General features: G+C 62.3%; 19 protein-coding genes and 2 tRNA genes. 1 reads left to right on the top strand and 20 read right to left on the bottom strand.

All coding sequences use genetic code 11. The features are described 5' to 3' along the window. Nucleotides 1-225: 225 nt before the first annotated feature. The 14 genes from rpsO to rlmE all read right to left on the bottom strand — a co-directional run bounded on the left by rpsO (nt 226) and on the right by rlmE (nt 13,241). A complete protein-coding gene (rpsO, locus tag KSS94_RS03790; protein WP_110735089.1) occupies nt 226-495 on the bottom strand; it encodes a 30S ribosomal protein S15 in 270 nt (89 codons plus the stop codon). Nucleotides 496-645: 150 nt separating this feature from the next. After that, the gene (gene truB / locus KSS94_RS03785; RefSeq protein ID WP_217841725.1) at nt 646-1,563 is read right to left on the bottom strand and encodes a tRNA pseudouridine(55) synthase TruB; all 918 of its coding nucleotides are present in this window, start codon (nt 1,561-1,563) and stop codon (nt 646-648) included. Between the two features lie 3 nt (nt 1,564-1,566). Next, nucleotides 1,567-1,965, bottom strand: a complete 399-nt coding sequence (rbfA, locus tag KSS94_RS03780; RefSeq protein WP_025340699.1) for a 30S ribosome-binding factor RbfA — start codon at nt 1,963-1,965, stop codon at nt 1,567-1,569. A gap of 117 nt (nt 1,966-2,082) precedes the next feature. Next, nucleotides 2,083-4,626, bottom strand: a complete 2,544-nt coding sequence (infB, locus tag KSS94_RS03775; protein ID WP_217841724.1) for a translation initiation factor IF-2 — start codon at nt 4,624-4,626, stop codon at nt 2,083-2,085. Between the two features lie 27 nt (nt 4,627-4,653). Beyond that, nucleotides 4,654-6,135, bottom strand: a complete 1,482-nt coding sequence (nusA, locus tag KSS94_RS03770; protein WP_217841723.1) for a transcription termination factor NusA — start codon at nt 6,133-6,135, stop codon at nt 4,654-4,656. A gap of 59 nt (nt 6,136-6,194) precedes the next feature. Further along, entirely contained in the window at nt 6,195-6,653 is a 459-nt protein-coding gene (gene rimP / locus KSS94_RS03765) for a ribosome maturation factor RimP (RefSeq protein ID WP_217843515.1), read from the bottom strand. Between the two features lie 128 nt (nt 6,654-6,781). Next, nucleotides 6,782-6,858: transfer RNA gene (locus KSS94_RS03760), tRNA-Met, on the bottom strand. Between the two features lie 99 nt (nt 6,859-6,957). Further along, nucleotides 6,958-7,043 (bottom strand) — tRNA-Leu (locus tag KSS94_RS03755). Nucleotides 7,044-7,063: 20 nt separating this feature from the next. Continuing rightward, nucleotides 7,064-7,462: a preprotein translocase subunit SecG gene (gene secG, locus KSS94_RS03750; protein ID WP_217841722.1), complete on the bottom strand. Its 399-nt coding sequence runs from the start codon at nt 7,460-7,462 to the stop codon at nt 7,064-7,066. Between the two features lie 4 nt (nt 7,463-7,466). Further along, a complete protein-coding gene (gene tpiA, locus KSS94_RS03745; RefSeq protein ID WP_217841721.1) occupies nt 7,467-8,222 on the bottom strand; it encodes a triose-phosphate isomerase in 756 nt (251 codons plus the stop codon). 66 nt (nt 8,223-8,288) lie between these two features. Beyond that, the gene (gene glmM, locus KSS94_RS03740) at nt 8,289-9,629 is read right to left on the bottom strand and encodes a phosphoglucosamine mutase (protein ID WP_217841720.1); all 1,341 of its coding nucleotides are present in this window, start codon (nt 9,627-9,629) and stop codon (nt 8,289-8,291) included. Between the two features lie 16 nt (nt 9,630-9,645). Further along, nucleotides 9,646-10,497: a dihydropteroate synthase gene (folP, locus tag KSS94_RS03735; protein ID WP_217841719.1), complete on the bottom strand. Its 852-nt coding sequence runs from the start codon at nt 10,495-10,497 to the stop codon at nt 9,646-9,648. An 8-nt stretch (nt 10,498-10,505) separates the two neighbouring features. Next, entirely contained in the window at nt 10,506-12,413 is a 1,908-nt protein-coding gene (gene ftsH, locus KSS94_RS03730) for an ATP-dependent zinc metalloprotease FtsH (protein ID WP_217841718.1), read from the bottom strand. A gap of 201 nt (nt 12,414-12,614) precedes the next feature. Then, the gene (rlmE, locus tag KSS94_RS03725; protein WP_217841717.1) at nt 12,615-13,241 is read right to left on the bottom strand and encodes a 23S rRNA (uridine(2552)-2'-O)-methyltransferase RlmE; all 627 of its coding nucleotides are present in this window, start codon (nt 13,239-13,241) and stop codon (nt 12,615-12,617) included. A gap of 102 nt (nt 13,242-13,343) precedes the next feature. On the opposite strand from rlmE, the gene yhbY reads away from it, so the two are divergent. Next, nucleotides 13,344-13,652 (top strand): ribosome assembly RNA-binding protein YhbY, encoded by a 309-nt coding sequence (yhbY, locus tag KSS94_RS03720; protein ID WP_060509368.1) that lies wholly within the window; start codon nt 13,344-13,346, stop codon nt 13,650-13,652. Nucleotides 13,653-13,817: 165 nt separating this feature from the next. On the opposite strand, the gene KSS94_RS03715 is transcribed toward yhbY, so the two are convergent. The 6 genes from KSS94_RS03715 to dnaJ all read right to left on the bottom strand — a co-directional run bounded on the left by KSS94_RS03715 (nt 13,818) and on the right by dnaJ (nt 21,421). Continuing rightward, a complete protein-coding gene (locus KSS94_RS03715) occupies nt 13,818-14,258 on the bottom strand; it encodes a DUF2567 domain-containing protein (RefSeq protein WP_217841716.1) in 441 nt (146 codons plus the stop codon). Continuing rightward, nucleotides 14,236-14,718, bottom strand: coding sequence for a transcription elongation factor GreA (gene greA / locus KSS94_RS03710; protein WP_217841715.1), 483 nt, complete (start codon nt 14,716-14,718; stop codon nt 14,236-14,238). Before greA ends, KSS94_RS03715 begins: the two co-directional genes overlap by 23 nt. Continuing rightward, on the bottom strand, nt 14,715-17,936 hold the full coding sequence (gene carB, locus KSS94_RS03705) for a carbamoyl-phosphate synthase large subunit (RefSeq protein WP_217841714.1): 3,222 nt from the start codon (nt 17,934-17,936) through the stop codon (nt 14,715-14,717). The genes greA and carB overlap by 4 nt, the downstream gene beginning before the upstream one ends. A gap of 106 nt (nt 17,937-18,042) precedes the next feature. Continuing rightward, complete coding sequence (gene carA, locus KSS94_RS03700) at nt 18,043-19,179, bottom strand: glutamine-hydrolyzing carbamoyl-phosphate synthase small subunit (RefSeq protein WP_217841713.1); 1,137 nt, start codon at nt 19,177-19,179, stop codon at nt 18,043-18,045. A 297-nt stretch (nt 19,180-19,476) separates the two neighbouring features. After that, nucleotides 19,477-20,283: a 4-hydroxy-tetrahydrodipicolinate reductase gene (gene dapB / locus KSS94_RS03695; RefSeq protein WP_217841712.1), complete on the bottom strand. Its 807-nt coding sequence runs from the start codon at nt 20,281-20,283 to the stop codon at nt 19,477-19,479. Nucleotides 20,284-20,296: 13 nt separating this feature from the next. Next, on the bottom strand, nt 20,297-21,421 hold the full coding sequence (dnaJ, locus tag KSS94_RS03690; RefSeq protein ID WP_217841711.1) for a molecular chaperone DnaJ: 1,125 nt from the start codon (nt 21,419-21,421) through the stop codon (nt 20,297-20,299). Nucleotides 21,422-21,617 lie beyond the last annotated feature (196 nt).

Below are 21,617 nucleotides of genomic sequence, written 5' to 3'. Positions count from 1 at the left end.
TTGGGGGAACTGGTTCTTGCGAATTCTTGGGCAGAACGGGGAATCGGCCCCATTGACCGTCCAGATACAACACGAGGCTGGGAGCCTGGCGCCAAACGGAATAATCCGCTCAGCATTGCCAGGCTGCCAACCTCGGAGATACGCGTGGCGTGCCCGACGACAATGCTGCGAAGCAGCATAGCCGAAGCTTGCGACACGCCATGCACACCACTGACCAGGCCGCTATTAGCGACGCAGGCCCAGGCGACCGATCAGGGCGCTGTAACGAGTGGTGTCTTTGCCCTTCAGGTAGTCCAGCAGCTTACGACGCTGGTTAACCATGCGAATCAGGCCACGACGCGAGTGGTGGTCTTTTTCGTTGGCCTTGAAGTGGCCTTGCAGCTTGTTGATGTTGAAGGTCAGCAGGGCAACCTGAACTTCCGGGCTACCGGTGTCGCCTTGGGCTTGCTGATAGTCTGCAACGATTTGGGCTTTTTCTTCGACGCTGAGGGCCATTTGGCTTCTCCTGATAAACGGAACCCGCAAGCGGGGTCCAATAGGCCAGGGACTGGATCCCTGTATTAATAAAAAGAGTAATGACCGTGCCTACTGACAGCCATCCTCGAGTCCGCAGGGCAAAGCGTTGACCTCGCCCTGTGGGTTCGGTCATTCCGACCGAATCAGCCGACGCGGCGCAATGCGCCCGTCTTCGCTCACTTCACCGATACCGATGAAGCGACCATTGTGATCCTGCACCCGGACCATGCCGAATTGTGGGGCATCCGGGGCGCGTACTGCCTGGCCATGCAGCCAGTAAAACGAACTGTGCTCGGACAACAGCACCAGCGGCCAGTCCTGCAGCCCGCTGTCGGACGGCATCAGGAAGCGATCAAGCGCTTCGTTGCCACCTTCGGCGTGGGCCGCTTCGAGCGCTTCGAGGGTGACGGTCTGCGCCAGTTCGAAGGGGCCTGCCTGGGTACGGCGCAATTCGGCGACGTAGGCACCACAGCCCAACGCCTCGCCCATATCCTCGACCAGCGTACGGATATAGGTGCCTTTGCTGCAGCCAACCGACAGGCGTGCACGGGTGCCTTCGCACTCGAGCAGTTCAAGCCGGCCAATAGTAACAGAACGCGCCTCGCGCTCCACTACTTCCCCTGCACGCGCCAGTTTATACAGCGGCTGGCCATCGCGCTTGAGGGCCGAGTACATCGGCGGTATCTGCTGGATCTGCCCGCGAAAACGCGGGATCACCGCCTCGATGTCGGCGCGACCAACGGTCACCTCGCGGGTTTTCAGGACTTCGCCTTCAGCATCCCCGGTGGTAGTGGTCTGGCCCATCTGCATCACCGTCTCGTAGCCCTTGTCGGAATCGAGCAGGTACTGCGAGAACTTGGTGGCTTCACCGAAGCACAGCGGTAGCACGCCACTGGCCAGCGGGTCGAGGCTGCCGGTGTGGCCGGCCTTTTCCGCGTTGAGCAACCAGCGAACTTTTTGCAGCGCGGCGTTGGAGGTGAACCCCAGCGGCTTGTCGAGCAGGATGATGCCGCTGACGTTGCGGCGGATACGTTTGACCTGGGCCACCGCTTACTCCTCGGCGTCCGGCTTGTCGGCATCCTTGTGCAGACGGTCTTCGGCGACCGCGCGCTCGATCAGTGCCGACAGGTGGACACCGCGGCTGACGCTTTCGTCGAAGTGGAAGTGCAGTTGCGGCACGCTGCGCAGTTGCATCGAGCGGCCCAGGTGCAGGCGCAGGAAGCTCGCGGCGCTGTTCAGGGCCTTGAGCGACTGCTGCACGGCGTCCGGGGTTTCTTCGCCCATGACGGTGATGAACACCTTGGCGTGGCCCAGGTCGCGGCTGACGTCGACGGCGGTGATGGTCACAAGGCCCACGCGTGGGTCCTTGACTTCGCGGCGGATCAGCTCGGCCAGCTCGCGCTGCATCTGATCGCCAATGCGTTGGGTACGGCTATATTCTTTGGCCATTCTGGCTACCTGTAACTTAAAGCGGCAAACGCCCGGTCAAGCTTCTGGCCTGACCGGGCGCTGCCTGCAGAGACGCTGCCAACCGCCCTGCAACGGGGGTTGGCAACGGGCTCACCCTTACAGGGTACGAGCCACCTGGACTTTCTCGAAGACTTCGATCTTGTCGCCGACCTTGACGTCGTTGTAGCTCTTGACGCCAATACCGCACTCCATGCCGTTACGCACTTCGGCAGCATCGTCCTTGAAGCGACGCAGCGATTCCAGCTCGCCTTCGAAGATCACCACGTCGTCGCGCAGTACGCGGATCGGACGGTTGCGGTACACAGTACCCTCGATGACCATACAGCCGGCGATGGCACCGAACTTCGGCGAACGGAACACGTCGCGCACTTCGGCCACGCCCAGGATGTTCTCGCGAACATCGCTGCCGAGCATGCCGGTCAGGGCCTTCTTGACGTCTTCGATGATGTCGTAGATCACGTTGTAGTAACGCATATCCAGACCTTCCTGCTCGACGATCTTGCGCGCACCGGCATCGGCACGCACGTTGAAGCCGAACAGCACCGCGTTCGAGGCCAGTGCCAGGTTGGCGTCGCTCTCGGTGATACCACCGACGCCGCCACCGATCACGCGAACCTGAACTTCGTCGTTGCCCAGGCCGCCGAGCGAACCCTGCAGCGCCTCGAGCGAACCACGCACATCGGTCTTGAGGACGATGTTGAGGGTCTTCTTCTCTTCCTGACCCATGGTCTCGAAGATGTTTTCCAGCTTGCCGGCGTGAGCACGGGCCAGCTTGACCTCGCGGAACTTGCCTTGACGGAACAGGGCAACTTCACGGGCTTTCTTCTCGTCGGCAACCACCGACATCTCTTCGCCAGCGTCGGGAGTACCGTCCAGGCCAAGAATTTCGACCGGGATCGACGGGCCGGCTTCTTTCACCGGCTTGCCGTTCTCGTCGAGCATGGCGCGCACGCGGCCATAGTTGGAGCCGACCAGGACCATGTCGCCCTGACGCAGGGTACCGTCCTGAACCAGGATGGTAGCCACCGGGCCGCGGCCCTTGTCCAGGCGCGACTCGACCACGACACCACGACCAGGTGCGGTCGGGGTGGCCTTGAGCTCGAGGATCTCGGCCTGCAGCAGAACGGCTTCGAGCAGCTCGTCGACGCCGGTACCCATCTTCGCCGAAACCTTGACGAACGGGGTGTCACCACCCCAGTCCTCGGAGGTCACGCCTTCGACGGACAGCTCGTTGCGGATGCGGTCCAGGTCTGCACCTGGCTTGTCGATCTTGTTCACTGCAACCACCAGCGGCACGCCAGCAGCTTTCGCGTGCTGTACGGCTTCGCGGGTCTGCGGCATCACGCCGTCGTCCGCCGCCACCACCAGGATGACGATGTCGGTGGCCTTGGCACCACGGGCACGCATCTGGGTAAACGCAGCGTGGCCCGGGGTGTCGAGGAAGGTGACCATGCCACGGTCGGTTTCGACGTGGTAGGCACCGATGTGCTGGGTGATACCACCGGCTTCGCCGGCAGCAACCTTGGCACGACGGATGTAGTCGAGCAGCGAGGTTTTACCATGGTCAACGTGACCCATGACGGTCACGACCGGAGCACGCGACTCGGTCTGGCCTTCGAACTTCAGCGATTCGGCCAGGGAGTCTTCCAGGGCAGTGTCGCTGACCAGGGTGACCTTGTGGCCGAGCTCTTCGGCGACCAGCTGAGCGGTTTCCTGGTCGAGCACCTGGTTGATGGTGACCGGGGTACCCAGCTTGAACATGAACTTGACCACTTCAGCGCCCTTGACGGACATCTGGTTGGCCAGCTCCGAAACCGTGATGGTTTCGCCGATGGTGACGTCACGAATGACCGGGCCGGTCGGGTTCTGGAAGCCGTGCTGGTTGCGCTTCTTGCCTTTGCCCTTGCCGCCGCGACGACGGAAGCCATCGCTTTCTTCGTCGGTGGTACGGGGGGCTGCGCGTGGAGTCGGAGCCTTTTCCTTCTCCTTGACCTTGACCTTGACCGACATGCGCGGCGCATCGCCACGGCCGGCGGCAGCCGGGCCACCGCCGCGACGGTCGTCGTCACGGGAACGGCTTTCGTTGCGGCGGGTCTCGTCTTTCTTGCGCTCGGCAGCACGGGCGGCGGCGTCTTCGGACACCGGCGCGTTGGCCACTACCGGGGCCGCGACCGGAGCCGGCTCAGCCTTCGGCGCAGGCGCAGGCGCAGCGGCCGGGGCCTCGGCGGCCTGACGGCGTGCCTGCTCCTCGTTGCGCTGGCGAACTTCGGCCTCGACCTTCTCGCGCGCGGCGTTTTCAGCGGCGCGGCGCTCTTCCTGCTCGCGTTTCTGCTCAGCCTGGATCTCTTCCGGGCTGCGCTGCACGAATACTTTCTTCTTGCGTACTTCTACGCTGATGCTCTTGCTACCGGCGACACGCAGCGTGCTGGTGGTCTTGCGCTGCAAGGTAATCTTGCGCGGCTCTTCCGCCTTGCTCTTGTGGCTGCTCTTCAAATGAGTCAGCAGGGTCTGCTTCTCATTGTCGGTCACTACCTGACCGGCGTCGGTGTGCGGCAGACCTGCCTCACGCATCTGCTGCAGCAGGCGCTCTACCGGTGCCTCGACCTCTTGGGCCAGTTCTTTCACCGTGACTTGCGTCATGCACTTCTCTCCTCAGGCCGCGCCTAATTACTCGAACCAGTGGGCTCGGGCGGCCATGATCAACTTGCCGGCACGCTCTTCGTCGATGCCGTCGATGTCGAGCAGATCGTCGATCGACTGCTCGGCCAGGTCTTCGCGGTTAACCACGCCGCGCACCGCCAGTTCGGCCGCCAGGTCTTTGTCCATGCCCTCGAGGGAGAGCAGGTCTTCAGCCGGATGGGCGTCTGCCAGTTTTTCTTCGGTAGCGATGGCCTTGGTCAACAAACGGTCCTTGGCTCGAGCGCGGAGCTCATTGACGATGTCCTCGTCAAAGCCATCGATGTTGAGCATTTCTTCCAACGGTACGTAGGCAATTTCTTCGAGGCTGGTGAAGCCTTCGTCGACCAGCACTTGTGCCAGCTCCTCGTCGACTTCCAGTTCATCGATGAAATTGCGCAGGATGTCGCCGGTTTCAGCCTGTTGCTTGGCCTGGATGTCCTTCTCGGTCATCACGTTCAGGGTCCAGGCGGTCAGCTGGCTGGCCAGACGGACGTTCTGGCCGCCACGGCCGATAGCCTGGGCCAGGTTGTCTTCGGCAACGGCGATATCCATCGCATGGGCGTCCTCGTCAACGATGATCGCGGCAACCTCTGCCGGCGACATGGCGTTGATGACGAACTGCGCCGGGTTCTCGTCCCACAGGACGATATCCACACGCTCACCACCCAACTCGCCGGATACGGCCTGGACGCGCGAACCACGCATGCCGATACAGGCACCTTGCGGGTCGATGCGCTTGTCCTTCGAGCGGACGGCGATCTTGGCACGCGAACCCGGATCACGGGAGGCGGCCATGACTTCGATGAGGCCTTCGGCGATTTCCGGCACTTCGATGCGGAACAGCTCGATCAGCATCTGTGGCGCGGTGCGCGACAGGATCAGCTGAGGGCCGCGGTTCTCGGTGCGGATTTCCTTGAGCAGCGCACGCAGACGCACGCCAACACGGAAGGTCTCACGGGGAATGATGTCTTCACGGGCCAGCAACGCTTCGGCGTTGTTGCCCAGGTCGACGATGACGTTGTCGCGGGTGACCTTCTTCACGGTACCGGAGATGATCTCGCCCACGCGCTCGCGGTAGGCATCGACCACCTGGGCGCGCTCGGCCTCGCGGACCTTCTGCACGATGACCTGCTTGGCGGTCTGGGCGGCGATGCGGCCGAATTCGATCGACTCGATCTTCTCTTCGATCACGTCACCGACCTTGGCGTCCGGGTGCGTGTCCTGGATCTTTTCCAGCCAGGTCTCGATCGCCGGGTCGTCCAGGTCGTTTTCGTCGACCACGGTCCAGCGGCGGAAGGTCTCGTAGCTACCGGTGTGGCGGTTGATTTCCACACGCAGGTCGACTTCGTCCTCAAAACGTTTTTTGGTCGCAGTGGCCAAGGCCACTTCCAGCGCTTCGAAAATGACGCCGGGCGGTACACCTTTCTCGTTGGATACCGATTCAACAACCAGCAGTACTTCTTTGCTCATCGTACGCCTCGCCTTGCGCAAGCCATTGGGCCCGGAATATCCGCCGGGCCCGGCACGTCTCAGTCAAAACTGGGAATAATATTGGCCTTGTCGATCGAGTCGATCGGCAGCAGGAACTCATGACTGTCCACCTGGACCACCACATCCTGCTCCTCCACACCGCGGAGAAGGCCCTGGAAGTTACGACGCCCTTCAAAAGGCGTGCGCAGCTTGATCTTCACTTGTTCGCCGGCATGCGAGGCAAACTGTTCCAGAGTGAACAGCGGGCGATCCATGCCTGGAGAGGACACCTCGAGGGTATATTCACTGCTGATCGGATCTTCCACGTCGAGGATGGCGCTGGCCTGACGGCTGACCGCTTCGCAGTCCTCCACCAGAATGCCGCCTTCCTTGTCGATATAGACGCGCAGTACCGAATGCTTGCCCTGAGAGACGTATTCGATCCCCCAGCACTGATAGCCCAGACCCTCGACAACCGGGGCCAACAAGGCCTGCAACTGTTCTAGCTTGCTCGACACCTGAACCCCCTCGTGCATGCTGTGCAAATAAAAAATGGGCGAAACGCCCATCCCTGAAAGCGCCGTTGGACAACGACGCCAAAACTGTCGGCTAGCAAAAAGCCCCTTAAAAGGGGCTTTGCTAAAACTGGTTGCGGGGGCTGGATTTGAACCAACGACCTTCGGGTTATGAGCCCGACGAGCTACCAAGCTGCTCCACCCCGCGACAAAGCTGGGGCGAAAGTATAAGACCGAACCCTGTACAGGGTCAATCCGACCTCCACCTGCAAGAAAGCCCGCTCAAAGCGGGCTCTCATGCTTCAATTGGTACCGAGAAGGGGACTCGAACCCCTACACCCTATGGGCACAACCACCTCAAGGTTGCGTGTCTACCAATTCCACCACCTCGGCAATACTACTTTTGAAACCCGTTACTTCTGCTCTTGAGCCGGAGGAGGTACGTCACCAGGGTTAGTGGTGGTTTCGCTCTTCTGCTGTTGGAGCACCGGTACGTCATCATTAACTGCCGGCTTTTGCTGCTCTTTAACTTCAAGCACCGCAGGATCTGGAAGACCGGCTTGGCCAAGCTGGTGAGCTTGTTGCTTCGCGAAGTATCCTAACCCAAGTGCTGTCAAAAAGAAAGTGGCAGCGAGTATAGCAGTCAATTTACTTAGGAACGTTGCAGAGCCTTGGCTCCCGAACACAGTATTAGAAGCACCTGCGCCGAAAGATGCACCTGCTTCGGCACCTTTACCCTGTTGCAGCAGAACCAGCACTACCAGCGACAGCGCTGCCAACAGATGAAAAACAACGATAACTGTTTCCAGCATTTGTTCAGTTTCCTGCGGCGCGACAAATTGCACCGAATTCGTCTGCGTTCAGGGACGCTCCACCAATGAGCCCCCCATCGATATCCGGCATGCCGAACAGTTCGGCCGCATTGGCCGCCTTCACGCTGCCGCCGTAGAGAAGCTGCACGTTACCGGCAACTTCGGCGTCCATCACGGCCAGCTGCTTGCGGATGGCGGCGTGCACATCCTGGGCTTGCTGGGGCGAGGCCGTCAAACCAGTACCAATGGCCCAAACAGGCTCATAGGCAATGACTGCATTGGCAAAAGCCTTGATACCGAACACGTCGATAACACTGCTTAGTTGACGCCCTACAACTTCCAGCGTCTTGCCTGCCTCGCGCTCTTCGAGAGTTTCCCCTACACAGAGCACCGGCGTCAAACCACTTTTCTGAGCCGCTGCAAACTTCTGATTCAGCACTTCGTCACTTTCGCCGATAATCTGGCGACGCTCGGAATGGCCAATCAAGACCAACTTGCAACCCACTTCAGCCAACTGACTCGGTGCAACTTCGCCGGTCAGCGCGCCTTGTTCAGGCTGTATTGCAGAATTCTGTGCACCTACGATGATCCCCTTGCCTTTGAGCCCATCGACAACTTCGTTGATGAACAGGGCCGGTGGAAACACCGCAACTTCGATACCGTCGGGAACGAGCATTTCGCTCAAGCCCTGGGTCAGCTCAGCGACGCTGGCGCGGGTACCGTGCATCTTCCAGTTACCAGCTACCATGGGGCGACGCATGCTTTACCTCGTCGGTCAAAGTGGGCGCAGATCTTACCCAACCCGATCTGCGCTGGCAAGCCTCTTTCAGGCACAAACTTCTGTGACCAGCCTGGCCAGGGCTTCGGCATGGCCGCGCACCTGACCTTCGTCGTCACCCTCGACCATCACCCGCACCAGCGGCTCGGTGCCAGACTTGCGCAGCAGCACGCGGCCGCGGCCGGCCATGGCCTCGGTAGCCTTGGCACTGGCCTCCTGGACCAACGGGTTTTGCAGCGGGTCGTCCTTGCCGGCCTCGAAGCGCACGTTGATCAGCACCTGCGGGCACTTGCGCACGCCCTGGCGGGCCTGGGCAAGGTTTTCGCCGCGGCGCTTGAGCGCCATCAGCACCTGCAGCGCGGCGATGATCGCATCACCGGTGGTGGTGTGGTTGCAGCACACCACGTGCCCGGAGTTCTCACCACCGAGCAGCCAGTCGCGCTCGAGCAGCTCGGCCATCACGTAGCGATCACCGACCTTGGCCCGCACGAACGGGATGTCCAGTTCCTTGAACGCAAGTTCCAGGCCCAGGTTGCTCATCAGGGTGCCGACCACGCCACCCTGCAGCTTGCCACGGTCGTGCAGGTCGCGGCCGATGATGTACAGCAGCTCGTCACCGTCAACGATGGCGCCAGTGTGGTCGACCATCAGCACGCGGTCACCGTCACCGTCGAAGGCAATGCCCAGGTCGGCATGGCCCACCAGCACGGCAGCCTGCAGCGATTCGATATGGGTCGAGCCGCAGTTTTCGTTGATGTTCAGGCCATCGGGGGCTGCGTGCAGCACGGTAACCTCGGCGCCCAGCTCACGGAACACGCTGGGGGCGACCTTGTAGGTGGCACCGTGGGCGCAGTCGACCACGATCTTCAGCCCGGCGAAGCTGGTGCTGGTAGGTACGCTGCTCTTGCAGAATTCGATATAGCGGCCCGCGGCATCGTTGATGCGCGATACCTTGCCCAGCTTGCCCGACTCGACCACGGTCATCGGCTGGTCGAGCAACTCCTCGATCATTAGCTCGACTTCGTCCGGCAGCTTGGTGCCATTGCCGGAGAAGAACTTGATGCCATTGTCGTCGTGCGGGTTGTGCGAGGCACTGATGACGATGCCGGCTTCGGCGTGGAAGGTACGGGTCAGGTAGGCGATGGCAGGTGTGGGCATCGGGCCCAGCAGCAGCACGTCGGCGCCGGCGGCGGACAGGCCGGCCTCGAGCGCGGACTCGAACATGTAGCCCGAGATCCGCGTGTCCTTGCCCACCAGTACGCGGCAGTTGCCATGCTTGCGGAAGGCCATGCCTGCGGCCCAGCCGAGTTTCAGCATGAAGTCCGGGGTGATGGGAAACTGGCCAACGCGGCCACGGATACCATCGGTACCAAAGTATTTTCTGCTCATAGGGACTCCAGTGTTCTTATTCGGCGCTTTGTACGGCGGCGATCATGCGCACCACGTCGACAGTCTCGGCCACATCGTGCACGCGCAGGATGCTCGCGCCCTTGGTCATGGCCAATGCAGCCAGGGCCAGGCTGCCATACAGCCGCTCGTCGACTGGGCGGTCCAGGGTGAGGCCGATCATGCTTTTGCGCGACACCCCCACCAGCAATGGCCGCCCCAGGCGATAGAGCGCTTCCATGTGCTTGAACAAGCTCAGGTTGTGCGCCAGGGTCTTGGCGAAACCGAAGCCCGGGTCGAGGATGATGCGCTCGGCAGCAATGCCGACGGCCGCACAGGCTGCCATGCGCTGCTCCAGGTAGCGCCCTACATCGGCGGTTACATCGTCGTAGTGCGGGTTGTCCTGCATGTTACCCGGCTCGCCACGCATGTGCATCAGGCACACCGGCAGGCCGGTATCGGCTGCCGCGTCCAGCGCACCATCGCGCTCCAGGGCGCGCACGTCGTTGATCAGGCCGGCGCCCAGGCGGGCCGACTCGCGCATCACGGCGGGCGTTGAGGTATCGACCGAGATGACCACGTCCAGGCGGCTGTTGATCGCCTCGACCATTGGCGCGACGCGCTCCAGCTCCTCGGTGGGCGACACTGCCCGGGCGCCGGGGCGGGTCGACTCGCCGCCGATATCGATCAGCGTGGCACCGGCCGCCACCATCGCTTCGGCGTGGCGCAGGGCTTCGTCACGCTGGCTGAAGCGACCACCATCGGAGAACGAGTCGGGGGTGATGTTGAGGATGCCCATGACATGGGTACGGGACAAATCAAGAACCCGGTTGCCGCAAGGCAACCGGGTCGGGTACTGCTGTGAGGTCATAGAAAGCCTTAGTGCTGTGCAGCTGGCCCGCCGATCGGCGATTCTGGACGGTCACCCTGGGAGGCCTGGTTGCCAGAAGTACCGGCATCGTTGTCCCAGTCGCGCGGCTCGCGCGGGGTGCGGCCAGCCATGATGTCGTCGATCTGGTCGGCATCGATGGTTTCGTACTTCATCAAGGCCTCGGCCATGGCGTCGAGCTTGTCACGGTTATCGGTGAGGATCTGCTTGGCCGTGGCGTAGCACTGGTCGATGATGCTGCGCACCTCGGAGTCGATCAGCTTGGCGGTCTCGCCCGACACGCTGGCGTGCTGGCTGCCGGCGCTGCGACCGAGGAACACTTCGCCTTCTTCTTCGGCGTACATCAGCGGGCCGAGCTTCTCGGACAGGCCCCACTTGGTGACCATGTTCCGGGCGATCTGGCTGGCACGCATGATGTCGTTGGAGGCACCGGTGGTCACGCCATCGAAGCCCAGGGTCATCTCTTCGGCGATACGGCCGCCGTACAGCGAGCAGATCTGGCTGATCAGCGCGCGCTTGGACAGGCTGTAGCGATCTTCTTCGGGCAGGAACATGGTCACGCCCAAGGCGCGACCGCGCGGGATGATCGACACCTTGTAGACCGGGTCATGCTCGGGCACGACGCGACCGACGATGGCGTGGCCGGCTTCGTGATAAGCGGTATTCTGCTTCTCTTTCTCGGACATGACCATGGTCTTGCGCTCGGCGCCCATCATGATCTTGTCTTTGGCCAGTTCGAACTCTTTCATCTCGACCAGGCGCTTGCCAGCCCGGGCAGCGAACAGCGACGCCTCGTTGACCAGATTGGCAAGGTCGGCACCGGAGAAGCCTGGTGTACCACGGGCGATGACGGCCGCGTTGACGTTCTCGCCCAGCGGCGCCTTGCGCATGTGCACCTTGAGGATTTGCTCGCGACCGCGAATGTCCGGCAGGCCGACCACCACCTGGCGGTCGAAGCGGCCCGGGCGCAGCAGCGCAGGGTCGAGCACGTCCGGGCGGTTGGTGGCGGCAATGACGATGATGCCATCGTTCATCTCGAAGCCGTCCATCTCCACCAGCAGCTGGTTGAGGGTTTGCTCACGCTCGTCGTGACCGCCGCCCATGCCGGCGCCACGGTGGCGACCAACAGCGTCGATCTCGTCGATGAAGATGATGCACGGTGCGTGCTTTTTAGCCTGCTCGAACATGTCGCGCACACGGCTGGCACCCACGCCGACGAACATCTCGACGAAGTCGGAGCCGGAAATGGTGAAGAACGGCACCTTGGCTTCGCCAGCGATGGCCTTGGCCAGCAGGGTCTTACCGGTACCTGGCGGGCCGACCATCAGCACGCCACGCGGGATGCGGCCGCCCAGGCGCTGGAACTTGCCCGGGTCACGCAGGAACTCGACCAGCTCACCGACTTCTTCCTTGGCCTCGTCGCAACCGGCGACGTCAGCCAGGGTGGTTTTCACCTGGTCTTCGGACAGCAGGCGCGCCTTGCTCTTGCCGAAGCTCATCGGGCCGCCCTTGCCGCCCGCTCCGCCCTGCATCTGGCGCATGAAGAACATGAACACGGCGATGATCACCAGGATCGGGAAGCTCGCGACCAGCAGCTGCGTCCAGATGCTCTGCTGTTCAGGTTGCTTGCCTTCGACGGTGACGTGATTGTCGACCAGGTCGCCGATCAGACCATTGTCGGTGATGGCCGGACGGACGGTCTTGAAATTGTCGCCGTCGGTGCGCTTGCCGGTAATGATGTAGCCGTCGACGGTCACGCGCTCGACCTTGCCATCCTTGACCTGCTGGATGAAGTCGGAATAGTTGAGGGTCTGCGGCTCGTTAGGGCTCGAGAAGTTGTTCATCACCGTCACCAGGACGGCGGCGATGATCAACCAGAGGATCAGATTCTTTGCCATGTCGTTCAATTCGCTACCCTCTGAGGCCGGCGCACGACGCAACCGTGCCTCGCATGATATTCATCGCCCTAACTTACTACATTACCTACGCACACGCAGGCACCGTCTGTAACCCTTTGTGAAAGCTAGACTACACGAAGTTCGGACGATCCTGACGCAGTGGCCGATTGGAAATAACTATCGGTCACCACGCAAAACCGCTCACGCCCCCTTGAATCCTCGCCCCAGCAGGTACTGCTCACGGGAGCGGTCCCGCGACGACGAAGGCTTGCGCATCTGCACCTTGTCGAACTTGCTGCGCACTTCCTTCAGGTAAACGTCGAAACCTTCACCCTGGAAGATCTTGATCAGGAAGTCGCCGCCAGGGCGCAGTACGCGGCTCGCCAGGTCCAGTGCGAGCTCGCAGAGGAACATGGCGCGCGGGATATCCACCGCGGGCGTACCACTCATATTGGGGGCCATGTCGGAAATCACAAGGTCCACGTGCGAATCGCCCACGGCCTGCAGGATTTGCGCAAGCACCTCGTCCTTGGTGAAGTCACCCTGGATGAAGGTCACGTCGGCGATGGCGTCCATTTCCAGGATGTCCGAGGCGATCAGCCGCCCCTGCCCGCCGATCAGACGGCTAGTCACCTGCGACCAGCCACCAGGGGCCGCGCCGAGGTCGATCACGCTCATGCCAGGGCGGATGAGTTTGTCCTTTTCCTGGATCTCCAGCAGCTTGTAACTGGCGCGCGAACGGTAGCCGTCCTTCTGCGCCTGCTTGACGAAGGGGTCGTTGAAATGCTCGCGCAGCCAGTTTGCGCTGCTTTTGGAACGTTGTACCACGGGGCACCTCGATGATATGCGTCGTGTTTGACTGGGCGGAGCCACAGGCCCTCGGGTAAAATGCCCGTCAATTTTACAGAATCAGACGAAAAGGGTCAGATTATGCCGCTCAACAACGAGCAGAAGAAGCAATACAAGTCCATTGGTCATGACCTGAAGCCGGTTCTGATCGTCGCGGGCAATGGTTTGAATGAAGGCGTGGTCGCCGAACTGGAACGCGCCCTGGTCGATCACGAGCTGATCAAGGTCGAAATCCGCTCGGAAGACCGTGAAGAACGTGCTGCCGTCATCGCCGAGCTGTGCAAGGCCGGCCGCGCCGAACTGGTGCAGACCATCGGCAAGAAGGCGCTGATCTACCGCAAGAACCCGCAGCCGAACAAGCAGCTGTCCAATATTCACCGTTACAAGTAACGGCTGGAGCGCGGGGCAAACGCCCCGCCTGTAGGAGCGGCCTTGTGTCGCGATGGGCTGCGAAGCGGCCCCCTGCAATACCTGCAGTGACGCCGATACCCAGGGGCTGCTTCGCAGCCCATCGCGACACAAGGCCACTCCCACAGAGGACCGCGTCAACTTGAGCTAGCGCCGCGCCCTCAGCGGCACCGGCTGGGCCACCAGCACGATGCCGGAGAAGCCCAGCACCAAAAAGCAGAACATCTGCCAACGCTCACCCACGGAAATCCCGTAGCGCAGCGTGTAGTAGCTGATGCAAGCAGCAAAGCCGAGCAGCAGCATCTGGCCGCGAAACTGCCGCCACCAGGCCGCCAGGCCATCCACCCTCGCCAATACTGCCAGCTGCACCAGCAGCCCGAGCATGGCCACGCCGATCAACCAGCGGTCGATCTGCCCGGCCACGTCATGCACCAGCAAGGGCGCCAGGCCACTGACTTTCAGCGCCGGCACCAACCCCACGTGAAACACCCAAAGGCCGCCGACCCAGAACACCTGGGCCAGCTGCCAGAGGATACCCTCGAGGGAAGGCGCCCGCAGGCGCCGGTCAGATGTGCTTGACTTCGACAATCTCGTACTCGACCGTGCCGCTTGGCGTCTTGACGACAACGGTGTCGCCCTCTTCCTTGCCAATGATGGCGCGAGCGATCGGCGCACCGGCCGAGAGCTTGCCCTTCTTGATGTCGGCCTCGTCCTCACCGACGATCTGGTAGGTCACCTGATCGCCGGTTTCGGTGTTTTCCAGGTCCACGGTGGTCCCGAAAATCACCTTGCCGGTGTGGGCGATGGTGGTGACGTCGATCACCACCGAGTTTTGCAGGCGGCCCTCGATGTCACGGATACGCGCCTCGACCATGCCCTGCTCCTCACGGGCAGCATGGTATTCGGCGTTCTCCTTGAGGTCGCCCAGCTCACGGGCTTCACCGATTGCCTGGCTCAGGCGCGGGCGCTCGGTCTTGCTCAGAAACAGATGCTCTTCTTCCAGGGCGCGAGCGCCCTGGACGGTCATCGGGTACTTGGTAATGCTCATGCTTTGAGTCCTGCATGCAGATCCTGCAGGCGACGAACGGTCTTTTCCGGACCGAATTTCAGCGCCTCGCAGATGGCTTCACCGGCCGCAATGGTGGTGGTGCAGTAGATCTTGTGTTGCAGCGCATTGCGGCGAATCGAGTACGAGTCGGCAATCGACTGGCGGCCTTCGGTGGTGTTGATGATCAGCGACACTTCGTCGTTCTTGATCATGTCGACCACGTGCGGGCGGCCTTCGGTCACCTTGTTCACACGGCGCACTTTCAGGCCGGCCGCTTCGATCACCTTGGCGGTGCCAGCGGTTGCGACCACTTCGAAGCCCAGGGCGATCAGGTCGCGGGCAACGCCAGCCACTTGCGGCTTGTCGTCGTCACGCACGCTGATGAACGCAGTACCGCCGGTCGGCAGCACTTCGCTGGCGCCCATCTGGGCCTTGGCGAAGGCTTCACCGAAGCTGTCACCCACGCCCATGACTTCACCGGTGGATTTCATCTCAGGGCCGAGGATCGGGTCAACCCCCGGGAACTTGGCGAACGGGAAGACGGCTTCCTTGACGCTGTAGAAGTTCGGGATGATTTCCTGGGTGAAGCCCAGCTCTTTCAAGGTTTTGCCAGCCATGACGCGGGCCGCGATCATCGCCAGCGAAGTGCCGATGCACTTGGAGACGAACGGCACGGTACGCGAAGCGCGCGGGTTGACTTCGATCACGTAGATCTTGTCGCCCTGCAGGGCCAGCTGCACGTTCATCAGGCCGACAACGCCCAGCTCCAGGGCCATTTTCTTGACCTGAACGCGGACTTCGTCCTGCACTTGCTTGCTCAGCGAGTAAGGTGGCAGCGAGCAGGCCGAGTCACCGGAGTGCACGCCGGCCTGTTCGATGTGCTGCATGATCGCGCCGATCACCACGTCGGTGCCGTCGCACACCGCATCCACGTCCATTTCAATGGCGCAGTTGAGGAAGTGGTCGAGCAGTACCGGGCTGTCGTTGGACACTTGTACCGCTTCACGCAGGTAGCGCTTGAGCTCGTCCAGTTCGTAGACGATCTCCATGGCGCGGCCGCCCAGTACGTAGGATGGGCGCACCACCAGCGGGTAGCCGATGCCGCCAGCGGCGCTGATGGCTTCTTCTTCGCTGCGCACGGTGGCGTTTGGCGGCTGCAGCAGGTTCAGGCGCTGAACCATCTGCTGGAAACGCTCGCGGTCTTCGGCGCGGTCGATGGCGTCCGGGCTGGTACCGATGATCGGTACGCCGGCTTCTTCCAGGGCGCGGGCCAGTTTCAGCGGAGTCTGGCCGCCGTAGTGAACGATCACGCCTTTGGGTTTTTCGACGCGGCAGACTTCCAGCACGTCTTCCAGCGTCAGCGGCTCGAAGTACAGGCGGTCGGAGGTGTCGTAGTCGGTGGAGACGGTTTCCGGGTTGCAGTTGACCATGATGGTCTCGTAACCGTCTTCACGCAGCGCCAGGGCGGCGTGTACGCAGCAGTAGTCGAACTCGATGCCTTGGCCGATACGGTTCGGGCCACCACCCAGGATCATGATCTTGTCGCGGGTCGACGGGTTGGCCTCGCACTCTTGCTCGTAGGTCGAGTACAGGTAGGCGGTGTCGGTGGCGAACTCGGCAGCGCAGGTGTCGACGCGCTTGTACACCGGGAACACTTCCAGCTTGTGGCGGTGACGGCGCAGGTTCTTGTCGGTGATGCCGAGCAGCTTGGCCAGGCGCTGGTCCGAGAAGCCCTTGCGCTTGAGGCGCAGCATGTAGTCCTTGTCGATCGCCGACAGGGCCAGGGTCTTGACCTTCTCTTCTTCCTTGATCAGGTCTTCCATCTGCACCAGGAACCACAGGTCGATGCCGGTCAGTTCGAAGATTTCTTCGATGGTCATGCCCGAACGCATGGCGTCGGCCACGTACCAGATACGCTCGGCGCCCGGTACGGTCAGCTCGCGCTTGAGAATGCTGGCGGCGTCGGCGCTGGCCAGGTCGACTTTCGGGTCGAGGCCGCAGGCACCCACTTCCAGGCCGCGCAGGGCTTTTTGCAGGGATTCCTGGAAGGTACGGCCGATGGCCATGACTTCACCCACGGATTTCATCTGGGTGGTCAGGCGGGCGTCGGCTTTCGGGAATTTCTCGAAGGCGAAACGCGGCAGCTTGGTGACGACGTAGTCGATCGACGGTTCGAAGGACGCAGGGGTGCGGCCGCCGGTGATGTCGTTCTGCAGTTCGTCGAGGGTGTAGCCGATGGCCAGCTTGGCGGCGATCTTGGCGATCGGGAAGCCGGTGGCTTTCGAAGCCAGGGCGGACGAACGCGATACACGCGGGTTCATCTCGATCACGACCATGCGGCCGGTGTTCGGGCAGATACCGAACTGCACGTTGGAGCCGCCAGTTTCGACACCGATTTCACGCAGCACCGCCAGCGAGGCGTTGCGCATGATCTGGTATTCCTTGTCGGTCAGCGTTTGCGCGGGTGCGACAGTGATCGAGTCGCCGGTGTGCACGCCCATCGGGTCGAAGTTCTCGATGGAGCAGACGATGATGCAGTTGTCCTTTTTGTCACGGACCACCTCCATCTCGTATTCCTTCCAGCCGATCAGCGATTCGTCGATCAGCAGCTCCTTGGTCGGCGACAGGTCGAGGCCGCGGGCGCAGATTTCTTCGAATTCTTCACGGTTGTAGGCGATGCCGCCACCGGTGCCGCCCATGGTGAACGACGGGCGGATGATGCACGGGAAGCCAAGCTTCTCGAGCACCGCATTGGCCTCTTCCATGCTGTGGGCGATACCCGAGCGCGGGCACTCGAGGCCGATGTCTTTCATGGCCTTGTCGAAGCGCGAACGGTCTTCGGCCTTGTCGATGGTGTCGGCGTTGGCACCGATCATCTCTACGCCGAACTTTTCCAGAACGCCGTGGCGCTCCAGGTCCAGGGCGCAGTTCAGGGCAGTCTGGCCACCCATGGTCGGCAGGACGGCGTCGGGGCGTTCTTTCTCGATGATCTTGGCCACCGACTGCCACTTGATCGGCTCGATGTAGGTGGCGTCGGCCATGGCCGGGTCGGTCATGATGGTGGCCGGGTTGGAGTTCACCAGGATGACGCGGAAACCTTCCTCGCGCAGGGCTTTGCAGGCCTGGGCGCCGGAGTAGTCGAATTCGCAGGCCTGGCCGATCACGATCGGGCCAGCGCCGAGAATCAGGATGCTTTTGATGTCTGTACGTTTTGGCATGGTTGTCACTCAAATCCGCGGGTCAGTCGGCAAGCCGTCTTGAACAATCTGGGTCAGGCGCTTCCGGGTGCGGCGTTCGCCGCCCCGGGGCCTTGATGCAGGATGCTCAGCGGCGCTTGGCCATGGCATCGGTGAAACGATCGAACAGTGGCGCGACGTCGGTCGGGCCTGGGCTCGCTTCAGGGTGGCCCTGGAAGCTGAACGCGCTCTTGTCGGTACGCTCGATACCCTGCAGGGTGCCGTCGAACAGCGACTTGTGGATGGCGCGAACGTTGCCCGGCAGGGTGGTTTCGTCTACGGCGAAACCGTGGTTCTGGCTGGTGATCATGACCACGCCGGTGTCCAGGTCCTGGACCGGGTGGTTGGCACCGTGGTGGCCGTGGCCCATCTTGACGGTCTTGGCGCCGGAGGCCAGGGCCAGCAGCTGGTGGCCCAGGCAGATACCGAACACCGGGATCTCGGTCTCGAGGATCTCTTTGATCGCCTGGATGGCGTAGTCGCACGGCTCGGGGTCACCAGGGCCGTTGGACAGGAACACGCCGTCCGGGTTGAGTGCCAATACTTCGCTGGCCGGGGTCTGGGCCGGTACCACGGTCACGCGGCAGCCACGGGCAACCAGCATGCGCAGGATGTTCAGCTTGACGCCGTAGTCGAAGGCAACCACGTGATACGGCAGGTCGGCGGCATCGATGGTCGGGTGGCTGTCGGTTTTCAGCTCCCACACGCTGGAGCGCCACTCGTAGCGCTCCTTGGTGGAGACGACCTTGGCCAGGTCCATGCCTTTCAGACCCGGGAAGGCGCGGGCAGCGGCGATGGCCTGCTCCTCGGTGATGTTGTCACCGGCCAGGATGCAGCCGTTCTGGGCGCCTTTTTCGCGCAGGATACGGGTCAGGCGACGGGTGTCGATGCCGGCGATGGCAACGACGTTGTTGGCCTTGAGGTACTCAGGCAGCGACTGGGTGTTACGCCAGTTGCTGGCCAGCAGCGGCAGGTCGCGAATGACCAGGCCGGCAGACCAGACACGGTTCGACTCGGCGTCTTCCGGCGTGGTGCCGGTGTTGCCGATGTGCGGGTAGGTCAGGGTGACGATTTGCTGCGAGTAGGAAGGGTCTGTAAGGATTTCCTGGTAGCCGGTCATAGCGGTGTTGAATACCACCTCACCAACGGTCTGACCGTCGGCACCGATGGCTTCACCGCGGAAAATACTGCCGTCGGCAAGGGCGAGTATGGCTGGCTTTGTCAAGAAGACCTCCCGTAAATCAAGCATGAAAGGGCGATCGCAGGTTGCAAAAAAGCGGAGTGACGTATGGACACGTCACCCCGCTTTCATGTGCTGAATTCAATTCGCTGCGCGCTTTTAGTGGACACACTAAAGCTGTAGCTTACAGAAAAGTGCGTTTTCGGTCTACCGCATATGTGTCTCTAAAACACATGAATGCGACAGAATGGCGCTTTTCGGCGTCGACGCCATCGCCGGCAAGCCGGCTCCTACAGGGGAACGCACGCTCCTGCAGGAGCCGGCTTGCCGGCGATAGGGCCATCAATGCAGCTCGAGCACATCCTGCATGTCATACAGCGCAGGCGCACGCCCATCCAGCCACAGCGCCGCACGCACCGCGCCCTTGGCGAAGGTCATGCGGCTTGAGGCCTTGTGGGTGATCTCCACGCGCTCGCCTTCAGCGGCGAACAGCACGGTATGGTCACCCACCACGTCACCGGCACGCACAGTGGCAAAACCGATGGTCTGGCGGTCACGGGCACCAGTCTGGCCTTCACGGCCATACACCGCCACTTCACGCAGGTCGCGACCCAGCGCCTGGGCCACTACCTCGCCCATGCGCAAGGCGGTGCCCGACGGCGCATCGACCTTGTGCCGGTGGTGCGCCTCGATGATCTCGATATCCACCTCGTCACCCAGCACACGGGCCGCGGTATCCAGCAGCTTCAGACACAGGTTCACACCCACGCTGAAGTTGGCGGCGAAGACGATCGGGATTTCCTTGCCCGCCTCCACCAGCAGCTGCTTTTCTTCGGCACTGAAGCCGGTGGTGCCGATGACCATGGCCTTGCCCGCCTTGCGGCAGAAGGCCAGGTTTTTCAGGGTCACCGACGGGTGGGTGAAGTCGATCAGCACGTCGAACTCGTCCACCACCTTGGCCAGGTCGTCGACGATCGGCACGCCGATACGCCCCAGGCCGGCCAGCTCACCGGCGTCGGCCCCCACCAGGGTACTGTCCGGGCGGTGAATGGCGGCGGTCAGGCCGGCCTTGGGCGCCTGCTGCTGCACAGCCTCGATCAGCACCTTGCCCATGCGCCCGGCGGCGCCCATCACTGCAATACGTCGCATAGCCTGTTCCTTGTCAGAGATCGCCAAAGAAGCGCTTCACGCCTTCGAACCAGCCACTGGCCTTGGGCGAGTGGGAGCTGTCGACTTCCAGCGAGCTACGCAACTCTTCGAGCAGTTCGCGCTGGCGGCGGCTGAGGTTGACCGGCGTTTCTACCGCGACGCGGCACAGCAGGTCGCCGGCACCACCGCCACGCACTGGCGCCACACCCTTGCCACGCAGGCGGAACTGCTTGCCGGTCTGGGTGCCTTCAGGGATTTTCAGCTTGACCCGGCCATCGAGGGTCGGCACTTCCAGCTCGCCACCCAAGGCAGCGTCGGTGTAGCTGATCGGCACTTCGCAGTACAGGTGCTTGCCGTCGCGCTGGAAGATCGCGTGCTCACGCACGCTGATGACCACGTACAGGTCACCGGTCGGGCCGCCATGGGCACCGGCCTCGCCTTCGCCGGACAGGCGGATGCGGTCACCGGTATCAACGCCAGCCGGAACCTTGACCGACAAGGTCTTGTACTCTTCGACACGGCCTTCGCCATGGCACGAGGTGCATGGGTCGGTGATGATCTTGCCCTGGCCATGGCAGCGCGGGCAGGTCTGCTGCACCGAGAAGAAGCCTTGCTGCATGCGCACCTGGCCAATGCCGCCACAGGTCGGGCAGGTCGACGGGGTCGAGCCCTTCTTGGCGCCGGAGCCGTCGCACGGTTTGCAGTTGACCAGGGTCGGCACGCGAATGCTGACCGTGGTGCCACGCACCGCTTCTTCGAGGTTGAGCTCCAGGGTGTAGCGCAGGTCGCTGCCGCGCTGGGCACCGCTACGGCCACCGCCGCGGCCACCACCGAAGAAGTCGCTGAATACGTCACCGAAAATGTCGGAGAAGTTGGCGCCGCCGAAGCCTGCACCGCCGCCACCCATGCTCGGGTCGACACCGGCGTGGCCGTACTGGTCGTAGGCGGCACGCTTGCTGGCGTCGGACAGCACTTCGTAGGCCTCGTTGGCCTCCTTGAACAGGTCTTCCGACTCTTTGTCGCCCGGGTTGCGGTCCGGGTGGTACTTCATCGCCAGACGGCGGTAGGCCTTCTTGAGGTCGCCTTCGCTGGCGCCGCGCTCGACACCCAGGACCTCATAAAAATCACGCTTGGACATAGGTCATTTGCACTCTTGGGGTGTTTGGCACCGGCGCGCAGCTGTCGCGCCGTGCCGCCAACACCTGCCGCCATACGCGAATGCGCCCAGACAGATGCTGTAAAAATTCTCGTGTTCCAGACACGCCAACGCGGGAGCAAGCCCCCGCGCGGCGACATCCTACCAGTTCACCGTGCCAAGACGGTGAACGGGCGAC

It is taken from the genome of Pseudomonas fakonensis (genome assembly GCF_019139895.1).
Lineage (GTDB): Bacteria > Pseudomonadota > Gammaproteobacteria > Pseudomonadales > Pseudomonadaceae > Aquipseudomonas > Aquipseudomonas fakonensis.
This window is presented reverse-complemented; position numbering and strand designations above follow the sequence as displayed.

Excerpts from the sequence above, each read along its gene's own strand:
- dnaJ (WP_217841711.1), bottom strand. The coding sequence starts at position 21,421 with ATGTCCAAGCGTGATTTTTATGAGGTCCTGGGTGTCGAGCGCGGCGCC.
- greA (WP_217841715.1), bottom strand. The coding sequence starts at position 14,718 with ATGAGCATTACCAAGTACCCGATGACCGTCCAGGGCGCTCGCGCCCTG.
- glmM (WP_217841720.1), bottom strand. The coding sequence starts at position 9,629 with ATGAGCAGAAAATACTTTGGTACCGATGGTATCCGTGGCCGCGTTGGC.
- folP (WP_217841719.1), bottom strand. The coding sequence starts at position 10,497 with ATGACCTCACAGCAGTACCCGACCCGGTTGCCTTGCGGCAACCGGGTT.
- carB (WP_217841714.1), bottom strand. The coding sequence starts at position 17,936 with ATGCCAAAACGTACAGACATCAAAAGCATCCTGATTCTCGGCGCTGGC.
- tpiA (WP_217841721.1), bottom strand. The coding sequence starts at position 8,222 with ATGCGTCGCCCCATGGTAGCTGGTAACTGGAAGATGCACGGTACCCGC.
- nusA (WP_217841723.1), bottom strand. The coding sequence starts at position 6,135 with ATGAGCAAAGAAGTACTGCTGGTTGTTGAATCGGTATCCAACGAGAAA.
- rbfA (WP_025340699.1), bottom strand. The coding sequence starts at position 1,965 with ATGGCCAAAGAATATAGCCGTACCCAACGCATTGGCGATCAGATGCAG.
- ftsH (WP_217841718.1), bottom strand. The coding sequence starts at position 12,413 with ATGGCAAAGAATCTGATCCTCTGGTTGATCATCGCCGCCGTCCTGGTG.
- yhbY (WP_060509368.1), top strand. The coding sequence starts at position 13,344 with ATGCCGCTCAACAACGAGCAGAAGAAGCAATACAAGTCCATTGGTCAT.
- infB (WP_217841724.1), bottom strand. The coding sequence starts at position 4,626 with ATGACGCAAGTCACGGTGAAAGAACTGGCCCAAGAGGTCGAGGCACCG.
- rpsO (WP_110735089.1), bottom strand. The coding sequence starts at position 495 with ATGGCCCTCAGCGTCGAAGAAAAAGCCCAAATCGTTGCAGACTATCAG.
- dapB (WP_217841712.1), bottom strand. The coding sequence starts at position 20,283 with ATGCGACGTATTGCAGTGATGGGCGCCGCCGGGCGCATGGGCAAGGTG.
- secG (WP_217841722.1), bottom strand. The coding sequence starts at position 7,462 with ATGCTGGAAACAGTTATCGTTGTTTTTCATCTGTTGGCAGCGCTGTCG.